Source organism: Lunatimonas lonarensis (genome assembly GCF_000390185.1).
GTDB lineage: Bacteria > Bacteroidota > Bacteroidia > Cytophagales > Cyclobacteriaceae > Lunatimonas > Lunatimonas lonarensis.
Map to the genome: position 1 here is coordinate 1 of NZ_AQHR01000069.1, position 25,362 is coordinate 25,362.

General features: G+C 46.5%; 18 protein-coding genes. 7 read left to right on the top strand and 11 right to left on the bottom strand.

Annotated elements, in window-relative coordinates; translation table 11 throughout:
• Nucleotides 1-52 precede the first annotated feature (52 nt).
• Nucleotides 53-406 carry a hypothetical protein gene (locus ADIS_RS11340; protein WP_010854645.1) on the bottom strand — a complete coding sequence of 118 codons (354 nt, stop codon included), beginning with the start codon at nt 404-406 and terminating at the stop codon, nt 53-55.
• Between the two features lie 166 nt (nt 407-572).
• On the opposite strand from ADIS_RS11340, the gene ADIS_RS11345 reads away from it, so the two are divergent.
• Nucleotides 573-1,103 (top strand): hypothetical protein, encoded by a 531-nt coding sequence (locus ADIS_RS11345; RefSeq protein WP_081634926.1) that lies wholly within the window; start codon nt 573-575, stop codon nt 1,101-1,103.
• Complete coding sequence (locus tag ADIS_RS11350) at nt 1,063-2,283, top strand: cysteine desulfurase family protein (RefSeq protein ID WP_010854647.1); 1,221 nt, start codon at nt 1,063-1,065, stop codon at nt 2,281-2,283. The genes ADIS_RS11345 and ADIS_RS11350 overlap by 41 nt, the downstream gene beginning before the upstream one ends.
• Here the strand turns inward: ADIS_RS11350 and ADIS_RS11355 are convergent.
• The 6 genes from ADIS_RS11355 to ADIS_RS11380 all read right to left on the bottom strand — a co-directional run bounded on the left by ADIS_RS11355 (nt 2,273) and on the right by ADIS_RS11380 (nt 10,416).
• A complete protein-coding gene (locus tag ADIS_RS11355; RefSeq protein ID WP_035805696.1) occupies nt 2,273-3,550 on the bottom strand; it encodes a DGQHR domain-containing protein in 1,278 nt (425 codons plus the stop codon). The genes ADIS_RS11350 and ADIS_RS11355 overlap by 11 nt on opposite strands.
• Nucleotides 3,543-4,121 (bottom strand): hypothetical protein, encoded by a 579-nt coding sequence (locus ADIS_RS11360; RefSeq protein ID WP_035805698.1) that lies wholly within the window; start codon nt 4,119-4,121, stop codon nt 3,543-3,545. Before ADIS_RS11360 ends, ADIS_RS11355 begins: the two co-directional genes overlap by 8 nt.
• Nucleotides 4,122-4,124: 3 nt before the next feature.
• Entirely contained in the window at nt 4,125-5,690 is a 1,566-nt protein-coding gene (locus ADIS_RS11365) for a DndE family protein (protein WP_035805700.1), read from the bottom strand.
• Complete coding sequence (dndD, locus tag ADIS_RS11370) at nt 5,680-7,773, bottom strand: DNA sulfur modification protein DndD (RefSeq protein WP_010854650.1); 2,094 nt, start codon at nt 7,771-7,773, stop codon at nt 5,680-5,682. Before dndD ends, ADIS_RS11365 begins: the two co-directional genes overlap by 11 nt.
• Nucleotides 7,770-9,089, bottom strand: a complete 1,320-nt coding sequence (dndC, locus tag ADIS_RS11375; protein ID WP_010854651.1) for a DNA phosphorothioation system sulfurtransferase DndC — start codon at nt 9,087-9,089, stop codon at nt 7,770-7,772. The genes dndD and dndC overlap by 4 nt, the downstream gene beginning before the upstream one ends.
• 142 nt (nt 9,090-9,231) lie before the next feature.
• Nucleotides 9,232-10,416 (bottom strand): helix-turn-helix domain-containing protein, encoded by a 1,185-nt coding sequence (locus tag ADIS_RS11380; protein WP_155907397.1) that lies wholly within the window; start codon nt 10,414-10,416, stop codon nt 9,232-9,234.
• A 127-nt stretch (nt 10,417-10,543) separates the two neighbouring features.
• Here ADIS_RS11380 and ADIS_RS11385 point away from each other — a divergent pair, with 127 nt between their 5' ends.
• From ADIS_RS11385 to ADIS_RS11395, 3 genes are read left to right on the top strand one after another with little or no spacing between them, the layout of a single operon-like run.
• Nucleotides 10,544-13,810 carry a DUF1553 domain-containing protein gene (locus ADIS_RS11385; RefSeq protein ID WP_010854653.1) on the top strand — a complete coding sequence of 1,089 codons (3,267 nt, stop codon included), beginning with the start codon at nt 10,544-10,546 and terminating at the stop codon, nt 13,808-13,810.
• Between the two features lie 7 nt (nt 13,811-13,817).
• A complete protein-coding gene (locus tag ADIS_RS11390; protein ID WP_010854654.1) occupies nt 13,818-15,287 on the top strand; it encodes a DUF1501 domain-containing protein in 1,470 nt (489 codons plus the stop codon).
• A 5-nt stretch (nt 15,288-15,292) separates the two neighbouring features.
• Nucleotides 15,293-16,357 carry an NHL repeat-containing protein gene (locus ADIS_RS11395; protein WP_010854655.1) on the top strand — a complete coding sequence of 355 codons (1,065 nt, stop codon included), beginning with the start codon at nt 15,293-15,295 and terminating at the stop codon, nt 16,355-16,357.
• Nucleotides 16,358-16,829: 472 nt separating this feature from the next.
• On the opposite strand, the gene ADIS_RS11400 is transcribed toward ADIS_RS11395, so the two are convergent.
• Genes ADIS_RS11400 through ADIS_RS11410 form a run of 3 tightly spaced genes read right to left on the bottom strand, consistent with a single transcriptional unit; the run spans nt 16,830 to nt 20,775 of the window.
• Entirely contained in the window at nt 16,830-17,252 is a 423-nt protein-coding gene (locus ADIS_RS11400) for a DUF1801 domain-containing protein (protein WP_010854656.1), read from the bottom strand.
• A gap of 39 nt (nt 17,253-17,291) precedes the next feature.
• Nucleotides 17,292-19,145 carry a M14 family metallopeptidase gene (locus ADIS_RS11405; RefSeq protein WP_010854657.1) on the bottom strand — a complete coding sequence of 618 codons (1,854 nt, stop codon included), beginning with the start codon at nt 19,143-19,145 and terminating at the stop codon, nt 17,292-17,294.
• A 13-nt stretch (nt 19,146-19,158) separates the two neighbouring features.
• On the bottom strand, nt 19,159-20,775 hold the full coding sequence (locus ADIS_RS11410) for a M14 family metallopeptidase (protein WP_010854658.1): 1,617 nt from the start codon (nt 20,773-20,775) through the stop codon (nt 19,159-19,161).
• A gap of 240 nt (nt 20,776-21,015) precedes the next feature.
• Here ADIS_RS11410 and ADIS_RS11415 point away from each other — a divergent pair, with 240 nt between their 5' ends.
• Nucleotides 21,016-21,846 (top strand): universal stress protein, encoded by an 831-nt coding sequence (locus tag ADIS_RS11415; protein WP_010854660.1) that lies wholly within the window; start codon nt 21,016-21,018, stop codon nt 21,844-21,846.
• Nucleotides 21,847-21,855: 9 nt separating this feature from the next.
• Nucleotides 21,856-23,112 carry a cation:proton antiporter gene (locus ADIS_RS11420; RefSeq protein ID WP_010854661.1) on the top strand — a complete coding sequence of 419 codons (1,257 nt, stop codon included), beginning with the start codon at nt 21,856-21,858 and terminating at the stop codon, nt 23,110-23,112.
• A 3-nt stretch (nt 23,113-23,115) separates the two neighbouring features.
• Here the strand turns inward: ADIS_RS11420 and ADIS_RS11425 are convergent, their stop codons facing one another.
• Nucleotides 23,116-25,266, bottom strand: a complete 2,151-nt coding sequence (locus tag ADIS_RS11425) for a cation:proton antiporter (RefSeq protein WP_010854662.1) — start codon at nt 25,264-25,266, stop codon at nt 23,116-23,118.
• Nucleotides 25,267-25,362: the final 96 nt, after the last annotated feature.

Consider the following 25,362-nt stretch of genomic DNA (forward strand, 5'->3'; position numbering starts at 1 on the left):
AAAATCAGAGCATCACGCTAATTTATTTTTAAGCTGAATTCCTGTACAGGAATTAACCACGCTTTAATAATTGGATCAGGTCTTCGAGGAGTTTATTTTTCTCCTTTTGGACCTGAAGCAATTGTTCCAAGTGAAGAATCTTTTGCGTCAAAGTTGCCGCCGTTTTGTCGGAAAGGCTTTCCTCGTCCGTGACAAGCATGGAACCGTTGCCGGTAAGCAGCCAAGTGGGGTTAACGTCTGCATAGCTTTTTACAAACCGTGCGATCCATTCGGATAATACGTCCTTGTCTTTTCCTATTGCCTTGGAAAGTGTACCATTTCCGGCCCCAATCTCCATTTCTATTCGTCGGATACTGAGGCCTTTTCTTTCAGCATACAGCCCAATTCGGTTTACAATGCTCGCCATTTATTTATTTATCGAAAATAATTTGCTTTTGTAGATACTTAGCTATATCTTTGGATGCTAGATGATTTAACCAAAAGTAATTAAAAAAAGGGGGAGAAACACAACCAAATAGCTTCCTTGGCATCGCTATGTCCCAAGTGAAGCTGGACATTATTTCTAGAAATCCATGAATTCCACAATAACTTACCATATCGATACAAAGTCAGAGGTATTCCGAGGCTTCAATCGTTTTTCGAAATTTGTTTTGGTTGGGAATTCATTTGGCGGCTATGTCAATGTGCAACTCAGGACATTCGACTGCTTTGAGGAAGTCATCAAATCGCTGCCAAGGGTTATCAACGACCTTGCATTTTATGGAAAATGGGATATCTGCCTTTACCAAGTCCCGACTCACTTCCGGTTGATCGAAAAGCCGAAATACTACAAGATTCCTGACAAGGGGAAAATGATATTTAAATTAGATCATTTGATTGCGACCTCTTTCATGGATATTTTTGTTAACTTCTCGGTGATTCACTTGGCTTTGTGTGATAAGAAAATCTCACGTCAAGCCAAATCATTGAAAACAGACTTTGATATCCGCCTGACCGAGACGTATATCACGATACAATTGGATGAACCCTTTTTCCAAAAGCCCATAAATCTCAATCAATTTCATGGAGATACAGACAAATTATTCGATAGTTACAGGTACTGAGCCGAGTTTCCCCGAAGTAATTTACTTGGACAACAATGCAACTACTCCTGTTGATCCACGGGTTTTGAAGACCATGTTGCCCTACTTTTCGGAGAATTTTGCCAACGCCGCCTCCACACATCGCTTTGGCTTGGCCGCTCATGAAGCAGTAAAAAAGGCCCGACAGCAGGTAGCGGACCTGATCGGAGCAGATACCCATGAAATCATCTTCACCAGTGGTGCCACAGAGGCCATCAACCTAGCCATCAAAGGTGTCGCTGAGGCCTATTCCCATAAAGGCACACATATCCTCACCGTATCGACTGAGCATTCAGCCGTCTTGGACACCTGTCGTTATATGGAAACAAAAGGATTTGAAGTCACCTATCTCCCGGTGCAACCCGACGGTTTACTGGACTTTGAGCTTGTGAAAGCCTCAATCCGACCGGATACGATCCTAGTATCCGTGATGCATGTCAACAACGAAACAGGCGTAATCCAGCCGATTCAGGAAATCGCATACCTTGCCCACGAGAAAGGTGCGCTATTCATGAGTGACTGCACCCAGTCGGTCGGCAAGATCCCTGTCAATGTGGATAATCTTGGGATCGACTTGCTGTGCTGCTCTGCACACAAGATCTATGGCCCAAAAGGCATCGGCGCACTCTTTGTTCGGCAACGAAAAAACCGTATCAAAATCCCCGCCCTAATCCACGGTGGTGGGCATGAACGCGGACTTCGCAGTGGCACGCTCAATGTACCCGGCATCGTGGGATTAGGTAAAGCCTGTGAGCTCGCCCAATTGGAAATGGCCGAAAATGAAAAGAAAATCCGGGAAATGCGGGACTACTTGGAGACCGAGCTTCTAAAAATCGAGGGCACCTGGATCAATGGCCATCGGGAAAAGCGGCTCTACAACGTAACCAATATCGGCTTCGAAGGTGTAGACAGCGAAGCCCTGATAATGGGACTCAGCAATCCGGAAGACGATTCCCCCATCATCACTGTCAGTAACGGAAGTGCCTGTACGGCAGCGAGTATTGAGCCTTCGCATGTGTTGATTGGAATGAAACTAACAGAATACCGGGCATTTAACTGCATAAGGTTTTCTTTCGGTAAAAACTCGAAACAGAATGAAATCAACCTATCAAGCAAAAAAATTAAAGAGAAAACGATAGGATTAAGAAATTTTAATCAATAAAAATCTGAGACTTCATATCTTCATATAATAGTTTAATAGTTTTACTTGTAAATGGATATTTATTTTCAGGGTCTTGAAAATCAACAGTTATTTTTTTTAGCAATGCCAAATAGAATTCTTTTTTGAAAATTTCCTCCCTATGCCCAGAGATAAAAATATCAACTAAAAGTCTCATAAAAGCCTGGTAAGAAACATTCGTCTGTAAAAGATTAATTTTATCAGTTGAACCAAGGTCCCAATAGGACTGTCCATCTTCATTTAGAAAGACTTCTCTAACTGCAGAAAAATAAAGGAAAATGACTCGAGTTATGTTTTTATCCTCATTGGTTCTATAAAAATCTCTAAATATTAATCTTTGATTTTCATCCCTCATCTCCGTCCTTTTCTTCCACCGCTCTAGTTCAGCTTCTTTTTGTCCTCTACAAATCAAAAATAATATTGATTTAACCATCGTAGCTTGAGATAAAGGAATTAATTCCCCTCTTTTGTAGGAATTCCCTACCAACTTAACCCTTCCAAAAAAGGGCGATTTTTCAATTCCATTTAGGGCAAGAACAACTTCTAAAGCTGTTTTTTGGGGAGAATCTAGATTCGTTAAACCAAATAGACTATAGACAAGGTTCTCAGGAACTTTAGTTTGGGTTTTATTAATCGTAGAAAAAATCATAGCTTGGTACTCTAACGGAGGATCTAAAAAAAATGATACAACCAACTCTAACTCTAAAATTTTATTAAGCTTATCGGAGTATTTTTTTCTCTCCAACGGATCAAGTTCTAACCCTATTATATCTTGAAGTTTTTGTATAGCTCTTTCTATCCCCTTTATTCTATGTTGGCCATCTATTATTGTTAAAAACACATCTCCATTTTCTTTTTCAATTTCTTGAAAGACAATTTCGTTTAAAGAAATAGATACTGAGTCGTTACTTATCTCTTCAATTTTATCAATTACAATCGCTGGAACTGCAACAATAATATTTGTTGGAAACATCGAATAATTGTCTCTAATTAAAAAATCTGCTATATTTTCTACTTTCGAATTATTGGTTTTCCTTTGAATTTGAGAATTGTAAACTGGCTTTATTAGCGGTTTATCCTTAAAAAATTCATCTTGGTCTACCAATTCCTCTTCATAACCTACAATCAATCTTTCCGTAGGTTTTGACCACTTTTTAAATTGAGAATACGTAAAAATGCCAAGCAAAAACTCTTGATTAATTTGAGTTATTTTACGAGCTTCAAAACCATTTTCTATTTGTCTAGTCATCGCTGATTGCATCAAAATGATTTCCTAGGCTTTTATTTATATCTTCATCAAAAGATTTAACATTTTCTGATTTCAAAAGAAACATTTTTATCCCTATTGAGAACGCAAAAAGAAAGGCGAAAATCGAGGATATTGTAATTATAGACTTAGATAAGGAATTTATTCTAAGCCCCGGAAACTGAATAGTTTGAAATATGTATAGAGCAACGGTTAAAAATAGGAATATCATTGAGACTGCCACGACTCTCCTTCTCATCGAATGAAAATCGGGATAATCTTCTAATCTCTCTATTAGATATGGCATACCAGATGTAATAATTCCAAACGAAATTATTGGTAACGACCCATTATTAAATAAATAGTAATATCGTGAATAACAAAAAATGTTAATAAGTAAGTTAATCAAAAAAACTGAAAAAAAGGTGATTAGTGGAAGGTAAACAATAATAAGCTTCCATGTTATTAATTCTGACATGTTCTCTTTTTTGTTTACTATGGTTTTTAACTTTTCATAGCTTTCTTTTTCAAAAAAGAAAATCCAATCAGTAATGAAAAATCCTATCTTTTTCATATTCTATGCTTTAAACAATTCTCCTACATTGTACTCCTTCAAATTCGAAACCAGCTGATATTTCTGAATTTTCTCCATACTGGCTTTCAGTTTCATCGCGTCTTTGTCGCCGATACCCATGAATTTCTGCATCAGCTTGAGGTTAACCTTATCCTTGATATCAAAAAGGAAGGCAGTCTCGCACATACTGCTGAAATCAAAAGAAGGCTGGTTAAACTCCTCTATACCCTGTGACAACAATATCACTGATACACCTTGGGATCGAATCTCACGCAAAATCTTCTCCAGCAAATCCTGAGATTTCTTCTCCTTAAAAATGGTATGCGCCTCGTCAATCAACAACACATACCGCATTCCTTGGAAATCACCCTCGATGGGAGCTTTTTCCATATTCATAAATGTATTGTATATGTAGTTGATAATCAAGAAAACGGACGTAAATCTTATGTTTTTTGAAAGGTCGCCAGATAGACTCAGGTAAAAGTTATTGTTTAAAAAATTATTGTTAGCATCCGCGATATTTGCAAATAGATCTAATTCAGACAGGTCTTCCAAAATTTGACCTAAGGAAGTTGGTTTACTGCCTTCCCTGTCCTTTACCTTGTCATAAATGTTTTTAAAGGTTGGGAAATTACCGCCTTTTTCTTCTGCGAAGGCATCTTTGATCGAATCTTTTAGGGTTTGTTGCTGAACCTTCCCCAGGTTTGCTTGACTACAGATAATGTCTACAAGCTTATTGATTCCCATAAAACGGTTTTTTTCGTTTACATTATCGATAAAGGATATTGGATTTATAGGGAAGGGAGTGTATGGGGCTTTAATTAGCTGGCACTTTGTAGCTTCAAAAAACTCTGAGTTTTTCTTTTCATCCTCTTCAGACAGGCCCTTAAAGTCGAGGAAGATAAAATTCACCTTCCCACGGGTTTCTTTAACGATTTGCTTAATTAGGCTGTTTGCGAAATAGGTCTTGCCAGTTCCTGAATTGCCAGCTACAGCGACGTGGGCGTTGTTATGCACTGCCGTATTATTGAACTCAAAGTAGATGTCCTCACCGTCAAATGATTCGCCAACGCGAAGCCTAATTGAATCTGAATAATAGTCCTTGTTTTTGACTCTTAGAGTTCTTGTTTTTTCATCGAAGAGAATCGCATCATTTGAAAGTTCGGTTTCCGACAAAGCTTCTATTCCAGCTTCTACCTGTTCTAGGATAAAATCCAAGCCCGTGAAGTTGTGGCTATCGTCGAAGATCTTGCTCATTAAAGCAAGACCATGGTCAACATGCATCTTTACGTATTTGGCTAAATTTGCATCGGTTTTGAATATGCCATAATGTTGGCATATCATTGCGATGTAAAAAGTACGATGTTTTCCAAACAGAATATCATCTTTGTATTCCTTGCCTTTACCATCCTGCAAGTCTTTTTCCAAATCCAGCTTAACCCCGCGACTTATCGAAAATGCAAGTGCCACTCTTGAGATATAGTTCTCGGATGAGCCCGGAAACACTTTTCGCGATAATTCTTGGACTACTTGCTTATTGGCTTCCGAGGTACGGATATTAATTAACATTGTATTTCTGGTTATAGGTTCTTAAAAAATCCTTTGGTTCGGTTTGTAAAAACTCACTACTGTAATCGCTCACGTTATTGATTAAATAGGTTTTAGCAATCCTGTGGAACAGCAAATTGAATTCGGATTCTGTCATTTCTTTATTAATCAAGGGGAATAGAACAACTTGATCTGAAACATTCGGATAAAAATATTTGACAATGTTTTCTGCGTGTTGTTCATCAAACTTTTGCATGGGCGAGTCGATAAAAACTGGAAATTCAAAGTCACTTTCTTCCACCAGAGCCCGTAAAATCGAGGTCGCATACATTTGTTGCTCACCCTTGCTTAGTGATTCTTTCCGGATCTCATCACCACGTGAGTCTCTCAATACAATATCGATGTCTTCTCCAATAATATTGACCTCCACTTTGTGGATAAAATCCTTTTTGTGTAACAGCGTCGTTAGTCCATCAAAAATCTGTCTTTCCAGAGATTCCTTTTTCTTAGTCTTAAAGGCAGCGATAAAATTTTTTAAATTTGAAATTTGCCTTGTTAATATTTTGTCCTTTTCCTTATTCTTGTCAGATACCTCAAGTTTTTTACTTAATTCCTCGATTTTTTTTATTAATTGGGTTTTTCTTAAATTCAAACTACCTATCTCTACATTAAATGCATCAATATTGTCTTCAAGTTTTTGAACTTCAAGCTGTAAGGCAGCCTTTTGGTTTCTGTAGGACTCAATTATGGGATCCTCTTGGTTACTTTCAGCGTCTCGAATTTTTCGTCTAATTCCATTCACTTCATTTTTAGTAAATACATATTCTGAATTTATGCGTTTGACGTTTTCCCTAAAGGAATGCTTGATGTTCCCCATTAAGGAATTAAGTTCGGCGCGTTCCGAATCGGAGAAGTCGTGAATTAACTGGAAATCCTCTGGCAATGCAGGGCTGTTTCCATAGAAATGTTTCCTAATCAATTTTTCAAAGGTATCGGAATACCATTTGTGAATTTGGTGATCAAAAATAATATTCTTAGGTCTTTCGATTGTAAGGAGTTCATTGAGAACCTTGTTAGTGGTGCCTGTAATATTTTCTTCTTTGAACTGTGCTACTTTGTAGTTAGCTTCGTTGTCTAATTGATCTTGAACTTCAACTAGTTTAGCGGCTGCGATTGCAAACGGGATATAATCATAAAGATCCTTTAGTTCATTTTGAAGAATTTCTTGCTTTCTAACCAGCCCGTACTCTTGGTCTCTGAATTCCGAAAGTTCCTCAACTGTAATTAAGCTACCTGCTTTTATTAATTTTTCTTGAATATCCCTGATATCCTTATTTTTTTCATTCCGCTTTTCCTTTGTCTCATCGATCTTTGTCAGGTATTCTGAGACCTGGTCATCGATTGTCGACAAATCGGCCTCAAGTCTCTTAAAATCAGCTTTTTCAGTAGCACTAGCAGACTCCTGCCTCATTTTTATTTGAAGTCCTTCAAGTTCCGCCTTTAAGTCCTCATATTTCTTGATACCTAGAACTTCCGAATAGGCTTTACTAAGTGCCCTTTTTTGCTCCGGGGTATTAACTTCTGCCAGACTGACGATTTTTTCAGCGTCGAAAAAAAAGAACTTGGCTATTTCTATGGGCATAATAAAATCACGGATAAATATCTCCGGACCAACCTCTTTTGCCAATTCATTAATCCTTCCATCAATCAACACTTCTAGATCTTCACCAGTGCTAGAGTAAATATTAAATGAGCGCTTTACTACAATTTCTTTATAAAAAACCCCATTAATATTTAAATCTGTAAACGTTATTGATACAAAAAATGAATTTTCTCCTTCAGTTTTTGCCTTTCGGTTTAAACTACCCGCGATATACCTTGCATAAGTACCTTGGTCGGAGATTTCCTTTTTGTACAGATCATCGACATCTTGCATTTGGCGTCCATACAAACACCATACTAGGGACATCAGAAAAGTTGTCTTACCGAAACCATTACGACCACTAACCAGAATGATGTTCTTATCAGCTTCAGGGCTTAGATCTATTACATTAGAACCTTTGTAAATTCTAAAATTGTAAAGCTCAATTTCCTTAATTTTCATTTACTTACCTCTTTTATCTCTTTTACAAGCAGATCAAGCCTCTTTTCCAAATCCGCTTGTAGTCCCCTTTTTCTCATCATAAGCGTCTTTGTTTTTTGGAGTGCCAAGCAGTCCATAATGAACTTAAGGTCTCTGGGTTCGTCCTTGCAGGACTTGGCGAGTAATTCTTCCTCCTCCCGCTGTTTTTCTTCTTGTTTGCCCATATCGATGCTGGTTTTATACACCTGATTGTAAATATCTGAAACTTTGGTCTCAAAAAAACTATCTCTAAACCAATGATACTGAATTAATACCAATTCTTGTTGGGAAATAAGCTCGACTCCCTCCGTTTCTTCAATATCTTTTTGCGCTTTTAGGATTCGCCTTAAAATCTCAGCTCTTGTTTCGAAAAGGTAAGGCCCCCATACTCCTTCTTTCAATTCCCCATTTCTACGCCTGGGATCTCGATACAATTCCGGGTTGTCCCTTGTCTCGACTAAAAAGTCCCGGATCTCAGAAAGAGGCTGCATCCATTCTTCCCCGTTATCAATCAATCCTTCCATAGATTTATCCTTATTGACGACTGTGCAGGTCCAGCAACCAAACCTGCTATTACCGCAACTTGGAGTTGTCTCGTCTATTACAAGTGGACAATCCCCTGCATTTGCATTCCGATACAGGGTAACAAGCTCCTTATGGGTACCACCCCAAGGAGGTGGCACTTGGTTTAGATATTGCCAAAGTTCATTCGTGGATACGTCCTTTATAGGCGCGAAAACAAAAGTGTTTGGCAGCTGATGTTTACGTAGTCTCTGGCCTTTGATTTCATGTCGTTTTATTGACCTGGCCCGATTACCACTTTCAGCGCTCCGAGTTCCAAGTAAAATAATAGCTTCTCCGGCCTCACTGATTTTTTCCGTGATAAAACGCGTGGTGGGATTTATCTTAAGCCTTTCTGTACACCACCTTACGAATCTATTAGGTGCAGGATAACCTAGACCAATTAACCGTACCCAAAAGCTATCTTCGACTCTTGGCATAGTTTCATGAACGGTTAACGGAATTTGCTGATCCTTGGCTGCTATTTGAATCCTGTTTAGCGTGGTTTTTATAAACTTTACCATTCGGGGATTCTCTACCATGGTATCGTTACAGACCACATATATTCTGCGTGTAAGTAAAATTGGATCTACTTTTTTTAAAGATTTCCAGACGACCTGTAATAGCATCGTGCTGTCCTTTCCCCCACTAAACCCAATGATCCACGGTCTTTGTGATTCGTCGTATAAGTATTGATCTAATACCTCGTTTTCCAGATAACGGAGATCCAATGCCATCTTAGTCTTTTGATTTGAATTTATCTACTTTACACAAAGTAACAATTTATCGCCTTAGACTTGTCGATGTAGATCGGTTTTCTGTCGAAATCCGTCAAAATTTTTACCTTTTAGGCCAAAAAGAGTAATTTCACTTCTCCAATCACTCTACCGCATACATCTCCACCACCCTGCTCGTCAGTTCCATTCTGTCCAGGCCGCTGACTTCGATCAGGACTTTGTAATGCTTCGGCACTCTTCCCAGCTTTTCGTCCATTTCTTTCTCGAGCGAAGCGGCAAGCTTGGAGTCGGTAAAGAGCTTGAGGCTCTCGGTGGCACCGGTATCCCATATGCCGCCAAAGACATATACCGCGTTGCCGTTGGGTCCGGGCAATTTGGCTAGTATCGCGTAATCGGTATGGTAGCCGTTCGGATCGCCAAATGGGGTATACACGTTTGCCTCTCCCTCTTCGGATACCCGGATCCCATCCACTTCCGCGTCATAGGCCAGGCGAGATCCTTGGAAGTAGTTTTGGAATAACCCCAGCGTCTTTAGCATGCCTACCACCAGCAGGTCCTTATCCTGCAGTTCCTTTGGGTTGAAGCGGGACATGGTGCGGATGGAGTAGTCTTTGCCCAGGCTTCCAAACATTTCGGTCAGGTTTTTTATCCAGTGGGCGCTTCCCTGTATGAGCAATCCGTAAGTTGCCGGAGTCCAATCCAGGTGGGCCGGCTTCTGCTGTTCCCGAAAGACCTCAAATTCCCGTTGGGAATTGATCCCGGATTGTCGGATGGTCCGCATGCTGCCGACCGCCGGATCGTATTCATTGAAAATAAAAAGATCACCCAAGACCAGCGTGGCGGGAAACCGGCTGTCCTGTAGATCCGACCACAGCAGCGGCAGGGAGGGTTGGCTGGGTTCCCCCGGCAGCAGGCGCAATAACCAATAGACGGCCACTCCCAAGGCTACGAGCAGTACCGGTACCCAGGGTCGGGGCAGTTTGGCAGTCCTACGGGAGGGCTTGACCAAATCACGCTCGGACAATGCGAGGGCATATCCACCTTTGGGAATGGTAAGCACGGACGTTTCCGCTTTGCCCTCGTTTTCGTAGTAAGCTGCCAGCTTTTCGCGCAGTTTGTATACATACACCCGGATCAGCGTACTTTGGGAGGGATCATAATCCTCTTTTCCAAAAATTTCCGCGGCGATCGTCGCCTCTTTGGGTACCTTGTCATCGCGGGTACACGAGGCAAGGTACCGGAGTAGATTCGCGTAGGTCAGGGATCTTCCAAAGGACTTGCTCCCAATGATCCTTTCCACAATTTGCTCATAATCTTGCCTCTGCATGGGTCGAAAACTTTCTCCATTCAAAGATAATCATTAATTTTAACTGTTAACAAAACGGTTTTTTAACGGAATTTCGGCAATTTAAATGCCCTATATTTGAAATTCGAGCGAAAAGCCCTTTAAACCCATGATATCAATTCCAACTAGGTTGTTACGTTTCTTTATAGTGTCGGCGTCCCTGCTGGCCTTGGCAGCGTGCGGACGATGGGAGCCCCCCCAGGAAATTGCGGAGGTCTATATTGATCTACCGGAGCAAATAGATTTCAATTACCATGTAAAGCCCATACTTTCGGACAAGTGTTTTGCCTGTCACGGACCGGATGCCACCAATCAGCTTTCCAGCTTTCGGATAGACCTGGAAGAATATGCCTTTGCCGCCCTCGAGGGAAGCCCCGGCAAAAAGGCCATCGTGCCCGGTAAGCCCGGCAAAAGCGATGCGCTGCTTCGCATGCTTTCGAGTGACGCCTCCTATCAAATGCCCCCTCCCGAGTCACATCTTACCTTGGAACCGCGGGAAATCGCCATCATCGTCAAGTGGATCGAACAGGGAGCGCAATATAAGCCGCACTGGTCCTTCATTCCGCCCGAGGCTGTCACCCCACCCGCGACCCGATTTAGCGATTGGGTGGTAAATGATATAGACCGGTTTGTTGGCAAAAAACTGGAAGACCAGGGGATTCAGCCTTCTGAGGAGGCGAGTAAGGAGACCCTTATCCGGCGGCTGACCTTCGACCTGACAGGTTTGCCTCCGTCCCTGGAGGAGATTGAGTCCTTTGTCCGGAACGACTCACCCGACGCCTATGAGCGGCTGGTTGATCGCCTGATCGCTTCCCCTGCCTACGGGGAGCGTATGGCGGCTGACTGGATGGACGTGGCCCGCTTTGCGGATTCGGATGGTTACCTGGATGACAAACACCGCGACTTCAGCCCCTACCGGGATTGGGTGATTCAGGCCTTTAACGATAATATGAGTTATGAGCAGTTTATTACCTGGCAGCTTGCCGGAGACCTACTCGATCATCCCTCCAAGGAAAGCATCCTGGCCACGGCCTTTAACCGGCTTCACAAGCGGAATTCTGAGGCGGGGATAGTCTTCGAGGAATACCGCGTCGAATACGTGGCCGACCGTGCCCAGACCGTAGGCAAGGCTATCATGGGCCTGACCATGGAATGTGCCCGCTGCCACGACCACAAATACGACCCCATTACCCAACGCGAGTACTTCGAGCTGTTTGCCTTTTTCAACAGCACCAACGAGATAGGAACGGCAGTGTACGGTCCTGGGCAGGTTCCGGGGCCCTCCCTTCTGCTTACAGATACGGAACAGGAGAAACTACTGACCTACCTGGACAGTAAGATCCGCAGCGAATCCGATCAGCTTCACCGACTGCTTGAAGAGGAAACACCGTCTCTGCATGGATGGGCAGAGCAGCCCGACCGTGTCATGGCTTCGATCGAAAAGGGGCTGCGGGATGCCTTGGTAGCCTATTATCCGCTGGACCGCTTCGATCCACAGGAGACCGCCGGACAGTATACCAGCCCAAATGCCGTTGCCAACGGCAATCCTATCCGCATCAAGGAACCCGACCTGGGCAAAGGAATAAAGGGAGAAGGAGTGTTTTTAAATGACTACACAACCTTGACCCTTCCGGAAAAGGTAGGGTGGTTTGACCATACAGATCCCTTTAGCTTGTCCGTCGCCGTTTTTCCCGAAAAGGAATTTGAGGAAGCGGGAATCCTTTACCATTGCGAAGACATCCGCCTCGGACTAAAGGGCTACTCCTTGTTTCTGGAAGATAACCGGCTGAAGTTTATCATCTCCTATTCGTGGCCAACCAACGCCATTCAAGTGGAGACGTTGGATCCGCTTCCCGTGCAGGAATGGACGCAGGTAACCCTCACGTACGATGGGAAGGGAAAGGCATCCGGTGTGGGCGTCTATCTCAACGGTGAAGCTGTGCCCGTGGTAGTTAAGGCAGATAACCTGTACAAGTCTATCCTTTTCAAACCGGATATCCATACCTATGGGTTTCGGGGACTCACACTTGGCGAGCGGGACAAGATGAAAACGTTTCTGAAAAGCGGGCTGGACGAGTTGTCCGTGTTTTCCGATGAATTGACACCGCTGGAAGTCAGGCAGCTTTTTGATAGGGAAGCAGTGCGGGAGGTGCTGGCAACGCCAACCCACCCTGCCCATTTCGACCTGATCAAAAACCAGTACCAGCGAAGGGAAATCAGGGAGGTGAGTCGCGCCCGTGAGCGGTTACGTGCCGCCAAAAAGGAAAAAATGGCCTTGGTGGAGGATATTCCCGAGATCATGGTGATGGGAGACACGGACGAACCCCGCCCTACCTTTATCTTGGACAGGGGACTGTACAGCGATCCGACGGAGGAAGTTTTCCCTTCATTGCCCAAGCGCATCCTGCCATTTGACGAGGATTTGCCAAGGAATCGGTTGGGACTGGCCAAGTGGGTATTTGACGAGCGAAATCCCCTTACGGCTAGGGTGTATGTAAACCGATTATGGCAGATGCATTTTGGCAAGGGGCTGGTGGAAACCTCTGATGACTTTGGCAATCAGGGCAGCTTGCCCACCCATCCGGAACTGCTCGACTGGCTGGCCGTGACGTTCCGCGAGTCGGGCTGGGATAGTAAGTATATGCACAAACTGATGGTGATGTCGGCCACTTACCGGCAAACTTCGCATGCGTCTAAGGAACTGCTGGAGTTGGATCCTGCCAACAACCTACTGGCCCGGGGACCTAGTTACCGTATGACAGCTGAAATGGTCAGGGATAATGCCCTGGCAATAAGTGGGCTGTTATCTCCTCGCATTGGGGGACCCAGTGTCTATCCGTATCAACCCGAAGGGTTGTGGGACGAGTTGAGTTCGAAGATCTGGCGGTACAAGTACCTACAGGAGCCTGGAGAGGGCCTGTATCGCCGTAGCCTGTATACGATATGGAAGCGGACTTCCGGTCCGCCGTCCATGATGATCTTTGATGTGGGCGATCGCAATGAGTGTTCGGTAAAGCGAAGGCAAACCAGTACGCCGCTGCAAGCGTTGGTACTACTGAACGACCCCCAGTACCTAGAGGCGGCGAGGGTCATGGCGGAGAATCTGCTGGAGTCGTTTCCGGAGCGGGAGAGCCGCCTAAAAAATGCCTTTCTGCTTAGCATAGGAAGAACGCCCCGCGAAAGGGAATTTGAGTTGGTGGCGAACTACTACGACGAAGAGCTTGAAAAATTTAAACTAAACAGGCAGGATGCCATCGCCTACGTAGGAATAGGTGCCACCCCTATGGGTACGGGTAAGGATCCTGTTCAGGTGGCGGCATTGGCCACCGTTATTAACGGCCTGATGAACACCTCCGACGGATATACCATAAGATAAAGAAGCCATGGACGAATACCTAAAACATTTACAGTTTACCGAAAGTAGAAGGGGGTTTCTCAAGAAAACCTCCATGGGGTTTGGCGCCATTGCGTTGGCCTCACTAATGGGTAAATCAGGCTCCTTTGCTGAGGAGCTGGCCGCGCCTCAAGGAGCTGCCGGTATGGGTGGACTGCTGAATGGCACCCATTTTCCGCCCAAGGCGAAGCGTGTGATCTACCTGTTCCAAAGCGGCGGCCCCTCACAGATTGAGACCTTTGACTATAAACCCGAACTGGCCAAATGGCATGGGCAAGAGATCCCTCCATCCGTGCAGGGCACCCAGCGCAATTCCGGCATGGTATCCGAACAGTCTACCTTCCCGCTGGTCAAATCCATTTATGACTTTAAGCAGTATGGGCAGTCGGGTGCCTGGGTGAGCGAGTTGTTTCCCCATACCGCCAAGGTGGTAGACGACCTGTGCATCATCAAATCCATGAAGACCGAAGCCATTAACCACGAGCCTGCCGTGATGTTTGTGCAGACGGGTAGTCAGCTGAGCGGTAGGCCATCGATCGGTTCTTGGGTGAGTTACGGCCTAGGAAGTGACAATAAAAATATGCCCTCCTTCGTGGTGTTGATTTCTCAAAGCCAGGGAGATCAGCCACTAAATTCCAATGCCTGGGGCAATGGATTCCTGCCCTCCCACCATCAAGGGGTTCAATTCCGATCCGGCAAGGATCCCGTATTGTACCTGAATAATCCCCATGGCATACACGATCACGATCGGAAAAAGGCGTTGAACTTTATTGAGGAACTCAATCATGAGCAATTTGCGCTGTGGAATGATCCCGAAATCCATTCCAAAATCAGCCAATACGAAATGGCCTATCGCATGCAGAATTCGGTACCAGATGCGGTAAACCTGGCTGAGGAGCCGGAGCATATCTACAAACTCTACGGGGAGGATGCCCGTATACCGGGCACCTATGCCGCCAATTGCCTACAGGCCCGCCGACTGGCCGAGCGCGATGTCAAGTTTATACAGCTCTATCACATGGGGTGGGATCAGCACGGCAATCTGCCCAGAGGCATCAAAACCCAGGCAAAGGCAACCGATCAGGCCACGGCCGGTTTGATCATGGATCTCAAGCAACGCGGGCTGCTGGACGACACCTTGGTGGTCTGGGGCGGGGAATTTGGCAGGACCAGTTTTTCACAGGGAAGGCTGACCAAAGACAACTACGGAAGGGATCATCACCCGGGCTGCTTCACCATGTGGATGGCCGGCGCAGGCGTTAGGCCTGGTATGGTGTACGGTGAGACAGATGAGTTTAGTTACAACGTAGCCGAAAAAGGGGTGCATGTGCACGATTTTCAGGCCACCCTGCTTCACTTGATGGGCGTAGACCACGAGCGGCTTACCTTCAAACACCAAGGTAGAAGATACCGTCTCACCGATGTGCACGGTCACGTAGTCAAGGATATCCTAACCTAACATAGATGGCAAATAGACGGGAATTTTTAAAAGTGTCGGCTATAGGAGCTCTTTCATTGGGAAGGGGTGTAGACACTTTTTTTATTGGCAATTCTAGGCTTCGCCCCTCCCACGAAATATTGGGTCATGGGGATTTCCAATACCGGGTAGACCGCGCCTGGGGCGATTTGGATCCGGCCAAAACACCCGTAAACAACTGCCATGAAATGGTCATGGATCGTAAAGACCGGCTTTTTATGCTGACGGACCATCCCAAAAACAACATGATCGTCTATGACACTGCAGGCAAGCTGCTGTTCTCCTGGACACTGGGCTTTTCGGGTGCCCATGGGCTTACTTTAGTGGATGAAGGGGATGCCGAGTACCTGTATGTGACTGACTCCGGCTTGGGAAGGGTGGTAAAGTGCAGCTTGGATGGCACCGTGGTTATGGAACTGCCCACGCCACTGCAGGTGGGTACCTATACCGAAACCATGCCCTACCGCCCCACCGAGACGGCGGTTGCGCCAAACGGTGATATTTATGTAGCGGATGGGTATGGGGCACAGTTTATCCTGCAGTTTGATGCCAAGGGGCAGTTTATTCGGAAATTTGGAGGGGACAGTTTTTTGCAACCGGATAAGTTCAAGCAGGTTCACGGGGTGGCAATCGATCGGCGGGATCCCCAAAACCCTACCCTGCTTTGCTCCGCGCGTATCAAGAACACCTTCAAGCGGTTTACCCTGGATGGGCAGCATTTGGAGGATATTTATCTTCCCGGTGCATTTATCAGCAGGCCAGTGATCGACGGCGACAACCTGTACTCAGGAGTCTGTTTTGGCATGACGGACGGTAACTACAATATGCAGCTTAACCGGGGTTTTGTCACCATTCTGGACAAACAAAATCGGGTAGTCTCAAACCCGGGAGGTACCGCTCCCCAATATGAAAATGGGAGGCTGTCACTGATGCTCCAAGAGACGCCGGTATTCAAGCACTGCCACGATGTCTGTGTGGATCGGGATAAAAACCTGTACGTTTGCCAATGGAATGCCGGAGGTATTTACCCTTACAAGCTACACCGTGTTTGAGGTTCGTTAATCAAGATGCCATTAAACAGAAAAAAGCTATGAAACAAAGTCTCATAGCTTTAGTCAATTAACAATAAACCCAAAATAACCTGCTGTAGGAGAAGGAGTCGAACCTCCACGGGGCAGTTAGGCAAAACACGAGCTCCATGTTTGCTTTATCCCTAGCTCCCCACCCCCGAGACCGGAGGGCATGTCTGCCAGTTTCATCATCCTACAGTATATCAACAAACGTTTGAGGATCTTTTATCCTCTGTTTGATGTTTCAAAATTAGTCCAAAGCCTATTATTTTGCAAATAATTCAATAAAATAATTTAATAAATACACATAATGTAATGAATAGACTAATTTGTTAACAAAATGGAAAATTAGTGGGTAAAAAACCCTGTGTTTTTTGAAATATTGTTAATAGTGTTTTTCATTGCATTTGCGTGTCAGGGCAAACGAAAGGGCAGTGCCGGTAAGGCTTTTAGGTTAAATTACCTCGTATCGTTCATGCAGAAAGCGGATGGTTTCTTTCATTAGCCTCCTTAATACTTCCTCATTCAGATCCGACACCTTTTTTACGTAAATGCAAGCCTTGCCCATGGTGTATTTGCCAAGACCCTCCAAGAAGGGCTTATGATCCTCCAGTCCCGTAAAAACGTATAGCGAGATAGCCGCCTTTCGTGGTGAAAAACCCAGCAAAGGAGCATACCCCTCGTGTCCACTGGCATATTTGTAGTGGTATTTTCCAAACCCAATGATACTAGGGCCCCACATCTTGGCCGGGTGCCCGGTAATTTCTTCCATCCACTGTATGAGTTGTAGGCTGTCGGCCTGTTTTTGGGAGGAAGGCACATCGGCGATGTACTGAAGCACATCCTGCCCGGTTTCTTGGGTTTTTTGCTTGCTCATAATTTCTGGGTCAGTCCGTTACGGTCGTGATGAATTGAGCTAGGGTTTCCATTCTGCGTTGCCTCCTTTGGCGGAGTCCACTTGGATGCGGTAGGGCCGGTTTCCCTTCACGATCCAGCGTACTTTGACGGTTCCCATTCCGGGAATGTTTTCCACGCGGATTTTTTCGGGCTCGTAGGTTTGTTCCCTTACCTTGTTGAAATCTTCGTTTTCGACGATCATTCCCGAGAGGACCTCCACGCCGCTGATCGACACAAAATCCGGCCGTTCGATACGGTACTTTAAATCTTGGCTGGAATGGGTCGGCATCAACCGTTCGTTTTGGATGGTGGCGGTGATGGCTTTTAGACCTCTGCCCAGATCTTCCTCTTTGACATCGCTCACGGATAGCTTGGGGGTGTGGTAGCCATGGTAGATCGTGAAGGCCATGTTTCTATGGGCATCCTGTTCCAATAGAAATCCGGGATGTAACCTGCCGAAATTTTTCTTGAAGCCGCCAATTTCTACTGTACCAAACTGCGGATGTTCGTATTCCTGCCAGGGGACAAAGGCATCGCCGAAGGTCAGGTACTTGTCGACTCTCATTTCCTCGTCCTGGTTTCCACGACCGGCATTTTCGTGGAAATACAGGTAGGAAACCATCAGCTCGTTTGTATAGGTATAGATGCCCCGACCTCCATAAAACCAATCGAGTTCACCGCCAAAGACGGAGTACAAATCCTTGTAGACGACCAGGTAACGGTAACCGGGAATCATTTCCTCCCCCTTTTTGGCAATGGCATCGTAGATGCGGATGTCCTGTTGGTTGTAGGTATCGAGGTCTTCTTCGGCACCGGGCCCGCGCAGGATCATTCCCCCGTAGTTATGGTAGCTTTGGGCACCGGCGATGTTGGGGTGCTTCATGACGAATTCCATGACGGCACGGTTTTCCGGTAGGCTAAAGGGGTATTTATAGGCACCCCGCTGCACGTAGTCCGGCTGCCATTTCCATCCCCAGTCCCGGTTGGGATCGTAATACCCGATGCCGTCTTCGTTTACCCGGCCGTCTCCATCGCGGTCTATGCCCTCGTAGCCCAGCACTTCGTAGTCACCAAATTCCTCCGTCGGAACGGGAATGAGCTTTCGGGGGTCACGGGGATCCTTCACATACCGGCCGGTGGGCGATTTTCGGATCATTTGGGTAATGTGCCCGTCCGAATTGAGGTCGTCGAAGCCGTCCTCTCCGGCCTCTCCATCCTGGTCATCGTCCAGCTTGATCATGCCTGAACGGGGCGAATGGGGCGTATTGGCCTCTTTGATGAAATAATCCCTGGCATCGGGATTGATGGTGGGAGCAATGTAAAAGGCTTTGTCCTGTAACAGCTCGCGGATAAAATCCAGTTCACCGTACATCTCCGTGAGGTACCAAGCGGTATACAGGGCAAATTCGGATCCCTGTAGTTCGTTGGAATGGATGTTTCCGTCTATGTACATGGCGGGTTTTCGATCAGGGTTTCCCATGCTGAAATCAGAGATAGTAAGCAGCCAAATATCCCTGCCTTCGTAGGATTTGCCGATGCTTTCAAGTTTGGCAAGCCTTGGATGTGCTTTTACGATCCGTTGCATGATGTCCAGCAATCCATCGTTGGTATGGTAGCGGTTCCAGGCTACCTCCACTTTGGGCTTGTGGGGTGTCCCGATGGCCCGGAAGAATTTTTCCTGGGCCTGTGATTTGCCAGTCTGACCAACTAGCAGGCCCAGGGCGAAAACGAGGGAGAAAAGGGAAAAATGGAAGGCTTTCATACGATGGGGCATGGAGTTGGGATGGCAAAGCTCCTTCTGAAGCGAAGAAAACAACTTCAGATAGGAAGAGGCAGCAAAGCGGGTTGATCGGGACAGTGGATTTAGTTGCATCTGATTCCGCGGGTTAGGGTTTCACAGTGATTTCCGCATAGCCGGTATGGGGTGCCCCGGCCTTGATTTTTATCGGTTCAGATCCTCGAACGAGCCAGCTGAGTTCCAGTTTGTCGTATGCCTCTAAGCTGTCGAAGAGCTGTATCTTGTCTCCGACGAGCAGTTCCGATGCCGGTACCTGGACATCCACCCGGATCTTTTGCAGCCAGCGAGAGCGTTTTCCCATTTCCGTGTGCGTGGGAAGGGGTGCATTGTTGATGAGTTGTACGCTTACCCGGGTGAGGTCGCGTTCAAGCTTTTCGACTTTCAATCCGTGGAATTCCAACTTGGGATGCTGTGCCGCAACCTGTAGGATAAAGTCGCTGTGCAGTCGGCTTAGGCTATCCACGAAATCAAAGGGGGGATTATGGAGCAAAAAGGGCTTGAGGCCACCGATTTCGACCCGCTGTCCGGGGAAATCCGGATGGGCTACCTCAGTCCACGGTACGAAAGGTTGCGGAATCCCGATGGAATCGGCCCAGGCCAAGTAGTTTGCTTCCGCCAGTTTGTAACTGGAACCGGAGGCGGTTTTCATTTCGGGAACCCACCAGCCCGGTGTGCTCAGACTTAAGCGGCCAAAGTGGAAATAGGCCCATTGGAAAAAGTCACCCGGGGTACCCTGTGTTTCCAGAAGGCTGGGTTTTTGCGCCATCACTTCATTGTATAGGTCAGACAGGCGTTTGTTGATCTGCACGTCGCTTTCGAGCATAGAGGTAACGACTCTTTTTTGGGCGGCGGCAGGATTGTAGCTGAGCGGTGAGGAGAGGTTATTGGCCGGGCCAAATGTAACTACCGTATAGATATTGGCGCGGTCAAACAGGTAATCCAGTACGGCCCTGCTTTCCGGTTGTGATACGGGAAAATCTCCGGCCAAGGGTTCAAAGGCGGGAAATTGATAGGTCAGGCTTTTGTTAAACGCTATCCCTTCCGCTAAGTCTTCGTTGATCTTGCCGTCTTTATCGTTATCAATTCCTTCGGAAAACAACAAATGCGTACCGCGCTCACCCTTTGCCCTATCAATGGGTCTAAGGATGCGCTCGTCTTCGTCGGAAACCACGTAGTCTCCCACTACGGATTCAACGCGCATGCGGGTGATCATTCCGTCGCCATTGAGGTCATCGTAACCGTCCTCGCTGATGCGACCGTCCCTGTCGTGGTCCACCTGCGCATTGTTCCCTCGGCGCTCATAGCGGAGAGATGCGTGATACTGTGCGTAGGCATCTGGGGAGAGATTGGGCAGTACGTAGAAGGTATGGTTATCCAACAAGCTGGGGGTGGTTTCGAGCAATTGCTTGGCAAAATTTAACGCGAGGGAAACCCCAAGTACATGGTACCCCTCTACACCACCCACCACAACGGTAGCGGGTTTGCGGTATTTTTCCCCTTTGCCGATTTCCAGGCTCCAAATCGTTTGCCCGCCGGGGGTTTTTCCCAAATCCTTTAGCTCCGCCTCAGGATGGGCCTGGGCCAGCCGCTCCAATTCCTGCTGGATTTGGCTATTGGTAGGATAATCGCTTTGGGCCTTAGACCCAAGGGAAAAAAGCCAAAGGCACAGGATGCCCAAGGTGTAGAGGTAGAAATTTGGTCGCATGTCTTATTTCGTAAGGGCAAAGGGACGCTGCCTATTGTCCGGTTAGCGCGTTAAAATTAACCCAAAATGACGATTTGTGGCAATGAAACCGACATTTTGGCCAAAAGGAAGATCGCTCGAACGGCGCATCGGTTGTGAGATTCGCCGAAAATTAGCGGTCTTTGGCACAGTTTTATCCGGCATAGGTCGTTTTTGAGCTATTTTTTCCCTACTTTGATCGATCGTAACCGTCGACCTACTATGTACAGAAAGATTGCTCTGGCCATCGCTTTTTCTCCCAGGATAGAGGCACTCATTGCCGAGGCCAAAAGGCTCAAGGATTTGCATGGCTCCGAATTGGTGTTGATACACATCGGGAAAAAGACGCAGGAACTGGAAGCGCGCCTTTTTTCCATCCTTGAAAAACAGGGTGTAAATCTGAAACTGACCAAGGTCGTGTGGGAGGAGGGGAAGCCTGCCAAAAAGATCATCCAAGTCTGCAACTCTGAAGGGGTGGACCTGTTGGTAGCTGGTGCATTGAAGAAAGAGGAACTTTTTACCTATTACATTGGCAGCATCGCCCGCAAGATTATCCGAAAGGCAAAGTGTTCGGTATTGGTTCTGATAGAGCCAAGTATGGATCCCCGTTCTTTCCAAAAGATCGTCATCAACGGTACGCAGCAGGCACAGACGCCCTACGTGATCGGACAGGCCATCGAACTGTGTAAACTGGAAAAGGCCAAGCAGGTGTTTATCCTGAACGAGATCAAAATGTACGGCCTGAAGATGGCCACCATCTCCGACAACAGCGAGCTTGAAATTTCCAAAAACCGAAAAAAACTGGTTAACGAAGAGATACAGTACGTGGAGGACATTCTTCAGACCATCGATAAGGGGGAACTCAAAGTGAACATCAAAGTGACCTCTGGCAGATGGGCTCCTGAACTGGCAAAGTTTTCCGAAAGCATTGCCGCTGACTTGCTGATTTTGGGAGGTCATGAAAACCTCACCTTTTTTGACAGACTCTTCCCACATGACATTGAAGATATTTTGGGTAACCTTCCCTGTAACCTGCTTATAATAAAAAGATAGCCTCGTTTCATGAATGGACTAACACATACCGAGGTTATCAACCTATTGATACAACTTGCCACCATGCTGTTCTTGGCGAGGATGTTTGCCGAGCTTGCCCGGAAATTCAAGCAGCCGGCTGTGGTGGGAGAGCTATTGGCCGGAATTCTGCTTGGCCCGACGATCCTGGGGACCTTCGCCCCGGGCATCTTCGAGTCGCTCTTTATGAGCAATCCATCCGCCAATCTGGCCTTGGATGGGTTTATTCAGATTGCCGTTATATTGCTGCTGTTCATCGCCGGGCTGGAGGTAGAGCTGCATTTGGTATGGTCGCAGGGAAAGGCGGCCCTGAGCATCAGTCTGTTGGGTTTGGTAGTTCCCTTTGCGCTTGGCTTTTCATTTCCCTACTTCTTTCCGGACTTCTTTGGTCTGGCAGAAGGCAACCGACTGCTCTTTTCGTTGTTTATGGGTACGGCCATGTCCATCACGGCACTGCCGGTAGTGGTTCGCATATTAATGGACTTGGACTTGTTCAAAACCAAAATGGGCATGTTGATCGTGGCATCGGCCATGGTAAACGACATCATAGGCTGGCTGATTTTCTCGGTGATCCTGTCCTTCATGGGAAAGTCGGGCAGTTTATCGCTGTTGCAGACGGTGGGCATTACCCTGCTGTTTACTTTTTTTATGCTTACCATCGGCAAGGCGTTGATCAACAAGGGACTCCCATGGGTAAACAGGAAATTGGCCTGGCCGGGAGGTGTGCTTTCCCTGTCCATGGCGGCTTGTTTTATTTCGGCGGCGTTTACCGAGTGGCTTGGCATACACGCCATCTTTGGAGCCTTTTTGTTGGGGGTCGCCTTGGGTGACAGCGAGCATATGTCGGAGAGGGCAAAGGAAATCGTCCATCAGTTTATCAACAACATCTTTGCACCGCTGTTTTTTGTATCCATCGGTCTGAAGATAAATTTCGTGGCCAATTTTGATCTTTTCCTGACCCTGGCCGTGTTGGCGATATCATTTGTAGGAAAGATCCTTGGCAGCGGATTTGGCGCGTACCAGGGAGGCTTTACCGTAAAAGAGTCGATGGCTGTGGGTTTTGGAATGAATGCGCGGGGAGCAATGGAGATCATTTTGGGGTTGATCGCACTTGAAAACGAACTGATCGACGAAAAGCTGTTCGTAGCCCTCGTGGTAATGGCGATCGTGACCAGCATGACCTCAGGGCCACTGATGAAGTGGAGTCTGAAGACAACAAAATCCCTTCCCGATCCTCAGATCAAGTAGTCGTCACTTCTTTTTGAACAGTGTACCCAATGTATGGCTTATGTCTTCTAGCCGCTCAAAGCTGTTTACAAACGGGCTGAAGATATTGCCCGCTTTGAATTCGGACAGCCCCTGCTGCATGGGATATATAAGCCCGAAATTATACGCCTTAAAGTACTTGTTCAGGTACTTGGGGATATTGTCCATGTATGGGGTAAAGGAGATCTCATTTTTCCGGCTCAGCACGACAAACAGGGCGTCGTTTTCACGCATGTCCCGAGAGATAATCAAAAAATCCTCCCACTCGGAAAATTCGCGGTATTCTACTTCCAATCCGTGGTTTTTGTGGATTTCCTTCACGTACCTGATCAGTCCCTTGGTGCCATAAAAAACCAGTTTGGCACCTGTATTTCGCCCGATGTTCCAAACACGCAGCAGCCAGAAAGGGAAACCGATTTCTTTTTCGGCATTTTCAGGCGCCACAATGATGTAGCGCTCGATGGTATTGAGAGGTTGGGTAAAGCGGTAAATAAGCGTAGTGGTATTTACTTTGCTCAAAATACCTTCGGTGAGATTTCCCAAAAAGGAACCGGAGAGACCCGCATGTTTATGCAGACCCAAAATAATATCGGATACCTTCTGTTCTTTCACTACATTGGTGATACCCTGCACGATGTTGCTATCGTATCGAATGAGCTCGGTTAGCTGATTGTCGGTAGCTGCGGCGGCGATCGTCGCCTTTTCCAATAGCTTTTTGGCGTCCTTTTCCAGTTTTACGTCGTCGTTGTCCGAGGGGATGATATTCAGTGCGATCAGTGAGTGCTGGGATTTTTGGGATTTAATGGTCACCCCCAGGTTGATCAACTCCTCGATGTTTTCGGGATAGTTGATCGGTATGAGGATTTTTTCCGTGGCTTCTTCGTCAGAGGTTTTTTCTGCATCGGCATCCATCTCTTCCAGGGCAATCTGGGCTCCTCCGCGTTGCGCCACAAAGGAAGCGATTGTACAGGTAACCAGGATCATCAAGATGGTGCCGTTTAGGACGGCTTCATTCAAGAGACGGATGGGTTCACCCTCGGGCGTTTCTCCCAAAATAATCTGGTAGCCAACGAGGACAGCGGCCAACGTGGCGGCCGCCTGCGCATTGGATAGTCCGAAGATGACGTCGCGCTGTGCCTTGGACAGGGAGTAGGTCTTTTGGGTTAGCATGGCAGCTACGTATTTGGAAAAGGTGGCCACTACGGTCATTACCACTGCTACAAATATGGTCTGTACATCCACGAAAAACACCCTAACATCGATGAGCATCCCAACACCTATCAGGAAAAAGGGAATGAACAGGGCGTTGCCCACGAATTCAATCCGGTTCATCAGTGGAGAGGTATGGGGAATAAGCCGATTCAGTGCCAATCCCGCCAAAAAGGCGCCGATAATCGCCTCCACACCGGCTGCCTCAGCCAAAAAGGAGGCCAAAAACACCAGCCCCAATACAAAGATGTACTGGGAGATATTGTCGTCGTATTTCTTGAAAAACCAGCGCCCCAGCAGGGGGAAAATAAAGATAACAATACCCGCAAAGATCACCATGGATATGCCAAGCCGTATCCAAAAATCGTTGGTAATCTCACCCACGGCCATTCCGGCGATGACTGCCAGCACCAATAGGGCAAGGGTATCGGTGATCATGGTGCCTCCTACGGTGATATTTACGGCTTTGTTTTTTGCAATGCCCATTTTGCTGATCAATGGATAGGCAATCAGCGTATGGGAAGCAAACATACTGGCCAGCAGTACCGAGGTCATCCAGCCAAAACCGAGCACGTAGATCCCTGCCAAGGTTCCAAGGCCCATCGGTATCAGAAAGGTATACAGACCGAATACGATGCTCTTGTCTTTGTTTTTCTTAAAATCTCCCAGGTCAATTTCCAAGCCGGCCAGGAACATGATGTACAGGAGCCCTACCGTTCCAAAAAGGATTACGCTGCTTTCCCGTTCCAATAGGTGAAAACCGTTGGGGCCTATCACTGCACCGGCTATGATCAATCCGATCAGTTGGGGCACACGGATTCTATTTAACAGGAGCGGGGCAAAAAGAATGATGAACAGGATTATGGAAAACTTCAAAACTGGGTTCTGAAGGGGAAGCGAAAAATTCAGTTCCGACGCGAGGATCATGGTATCAATCGGTTAGTGTCCATTGCGAGGGTCTTCATCCCGGCAATCCGGACAAAGATACTAAAATATCGGTGCATTGATTGTCATCGGAATAAA

Coding starts and splice junctions, on each gene's coding strand:
- ADIS_RS11395 (WP_010854655.1), top strand. CDS start 15,293: ATGGCAAATAGACGGGAATTTTTAAAAGTGTCGGCTATAGGAGCTCTT.
- ADIS_RS11415 (WP_010854660.1), top strand. CDS start 21,016: ATGTACAGAAAGATTGCTCTGGCCATCGCTTTTTCTCCCAGGATAGAG.
- ADIS_RS11425 (WP_010854662.1), bottom strand. CDS start 25,266: ATGATCCTCGCGTCGGAACTGAATTTTTCGCTTCCCCTTCAGAACCCA.
- dndC (WP_010854651.1), bottom strand. CDS start 9,089: ATGGCATTGGATCTCCGTTATCTGGAAAACGAGGTATTAGATCAATAC.
- ADIS_RS11345 (WP_081634926.1), top strand. CDS start 573: ATGAATTCCACAATAACTTACCATATCGATACAAAGTCAGAGGTATTC.
- ADIS_RS11410 (WP_010854658.1), bottom strand. CDS start 20,775: ATGCGACCAAATTTCTACCTCTACACCTTGGGCATCCTGTGCCTTTGG.
- ADIS_RS11405 (WP_010854657.1), bottom strand. CDS start 19,145: ATGCAACTAAATCCACTGTCCCGATCAACCCGCTTTGCTGCCTCTTCC.
- ADIS_RS11400 (WP_010854656.1), bottom strand. CDS start 17,252: ATGAGCAAGCAAAAAACCCAAGAAACCGGGCAGGATGTGCTTCAGTAC.
- ADIS_RS11365 (WP_035805700.1), bottom strand. CDS start 5,690: ATGTTAATTAATATCCGTACCTCGGAAGCCAATAAGCAAGTAGTCCAA.
- ADIS_RS11360 (WP_035805698.1), bottom strand. CDS start 4,121: ATGAAAAAGATAGGATTTTTCATTACTGATTGGATTTTCTTTTTTGAA.
- ADIS_RS11355 (WP_035805696.1), bottom strand. CDS start 3,550: ATGACTAGACAAATAGAAAATGGTTTTGAAGCTCGTAAAATAACTCAA.
- ADIS_RS11385 (WP_010854653.1), top strand. CDS start 10,544: ATGATATCAATTCCAACTAGGTTGTTACGTTTCTTTATAGTGTCGGCG.
- ADIS_RS11340 (WP_010854645.1), bottom strand. CDS start 406: ATGGCGAGCATTGTAAACCGAATTGGGCTGTATGCTGAAAGAAAAGGC.
- ADIS_RS11390 (WP_010854654.1), top strand. CDS start 13,818: ATGGACGAATACCTAAAACATTTACAGTTTACCGAAAGTAGAAGGGGG.
- ADIS_RS11420 (WP_010854661.1), top strand. CDS start 21,856: ATGAATGGACTAACACATACCGAGGTTATCAACCTATTGATACAACTT.
- ADIS_RS11350 (WP_010854647.1), top strand. CDS start 1,063: ATGGAGATACAGACAAATTATTCGATAGTTACAGGTACTGAGCCGAGT.
- dndD (WP_010854650.1), bottom strand. CDS start 7,773: ATGAAAATTAAGGAAATTGAGCTTTACAATTTTAGAATTTACAAAGGT.
- ADIS_RS11380 (WP_155907397.1), bottom strand. CDS start 10,416: ATGCAGAGGCAAGATTATGAGCAAATTGTGGAAAGGATCATTGGGAGC.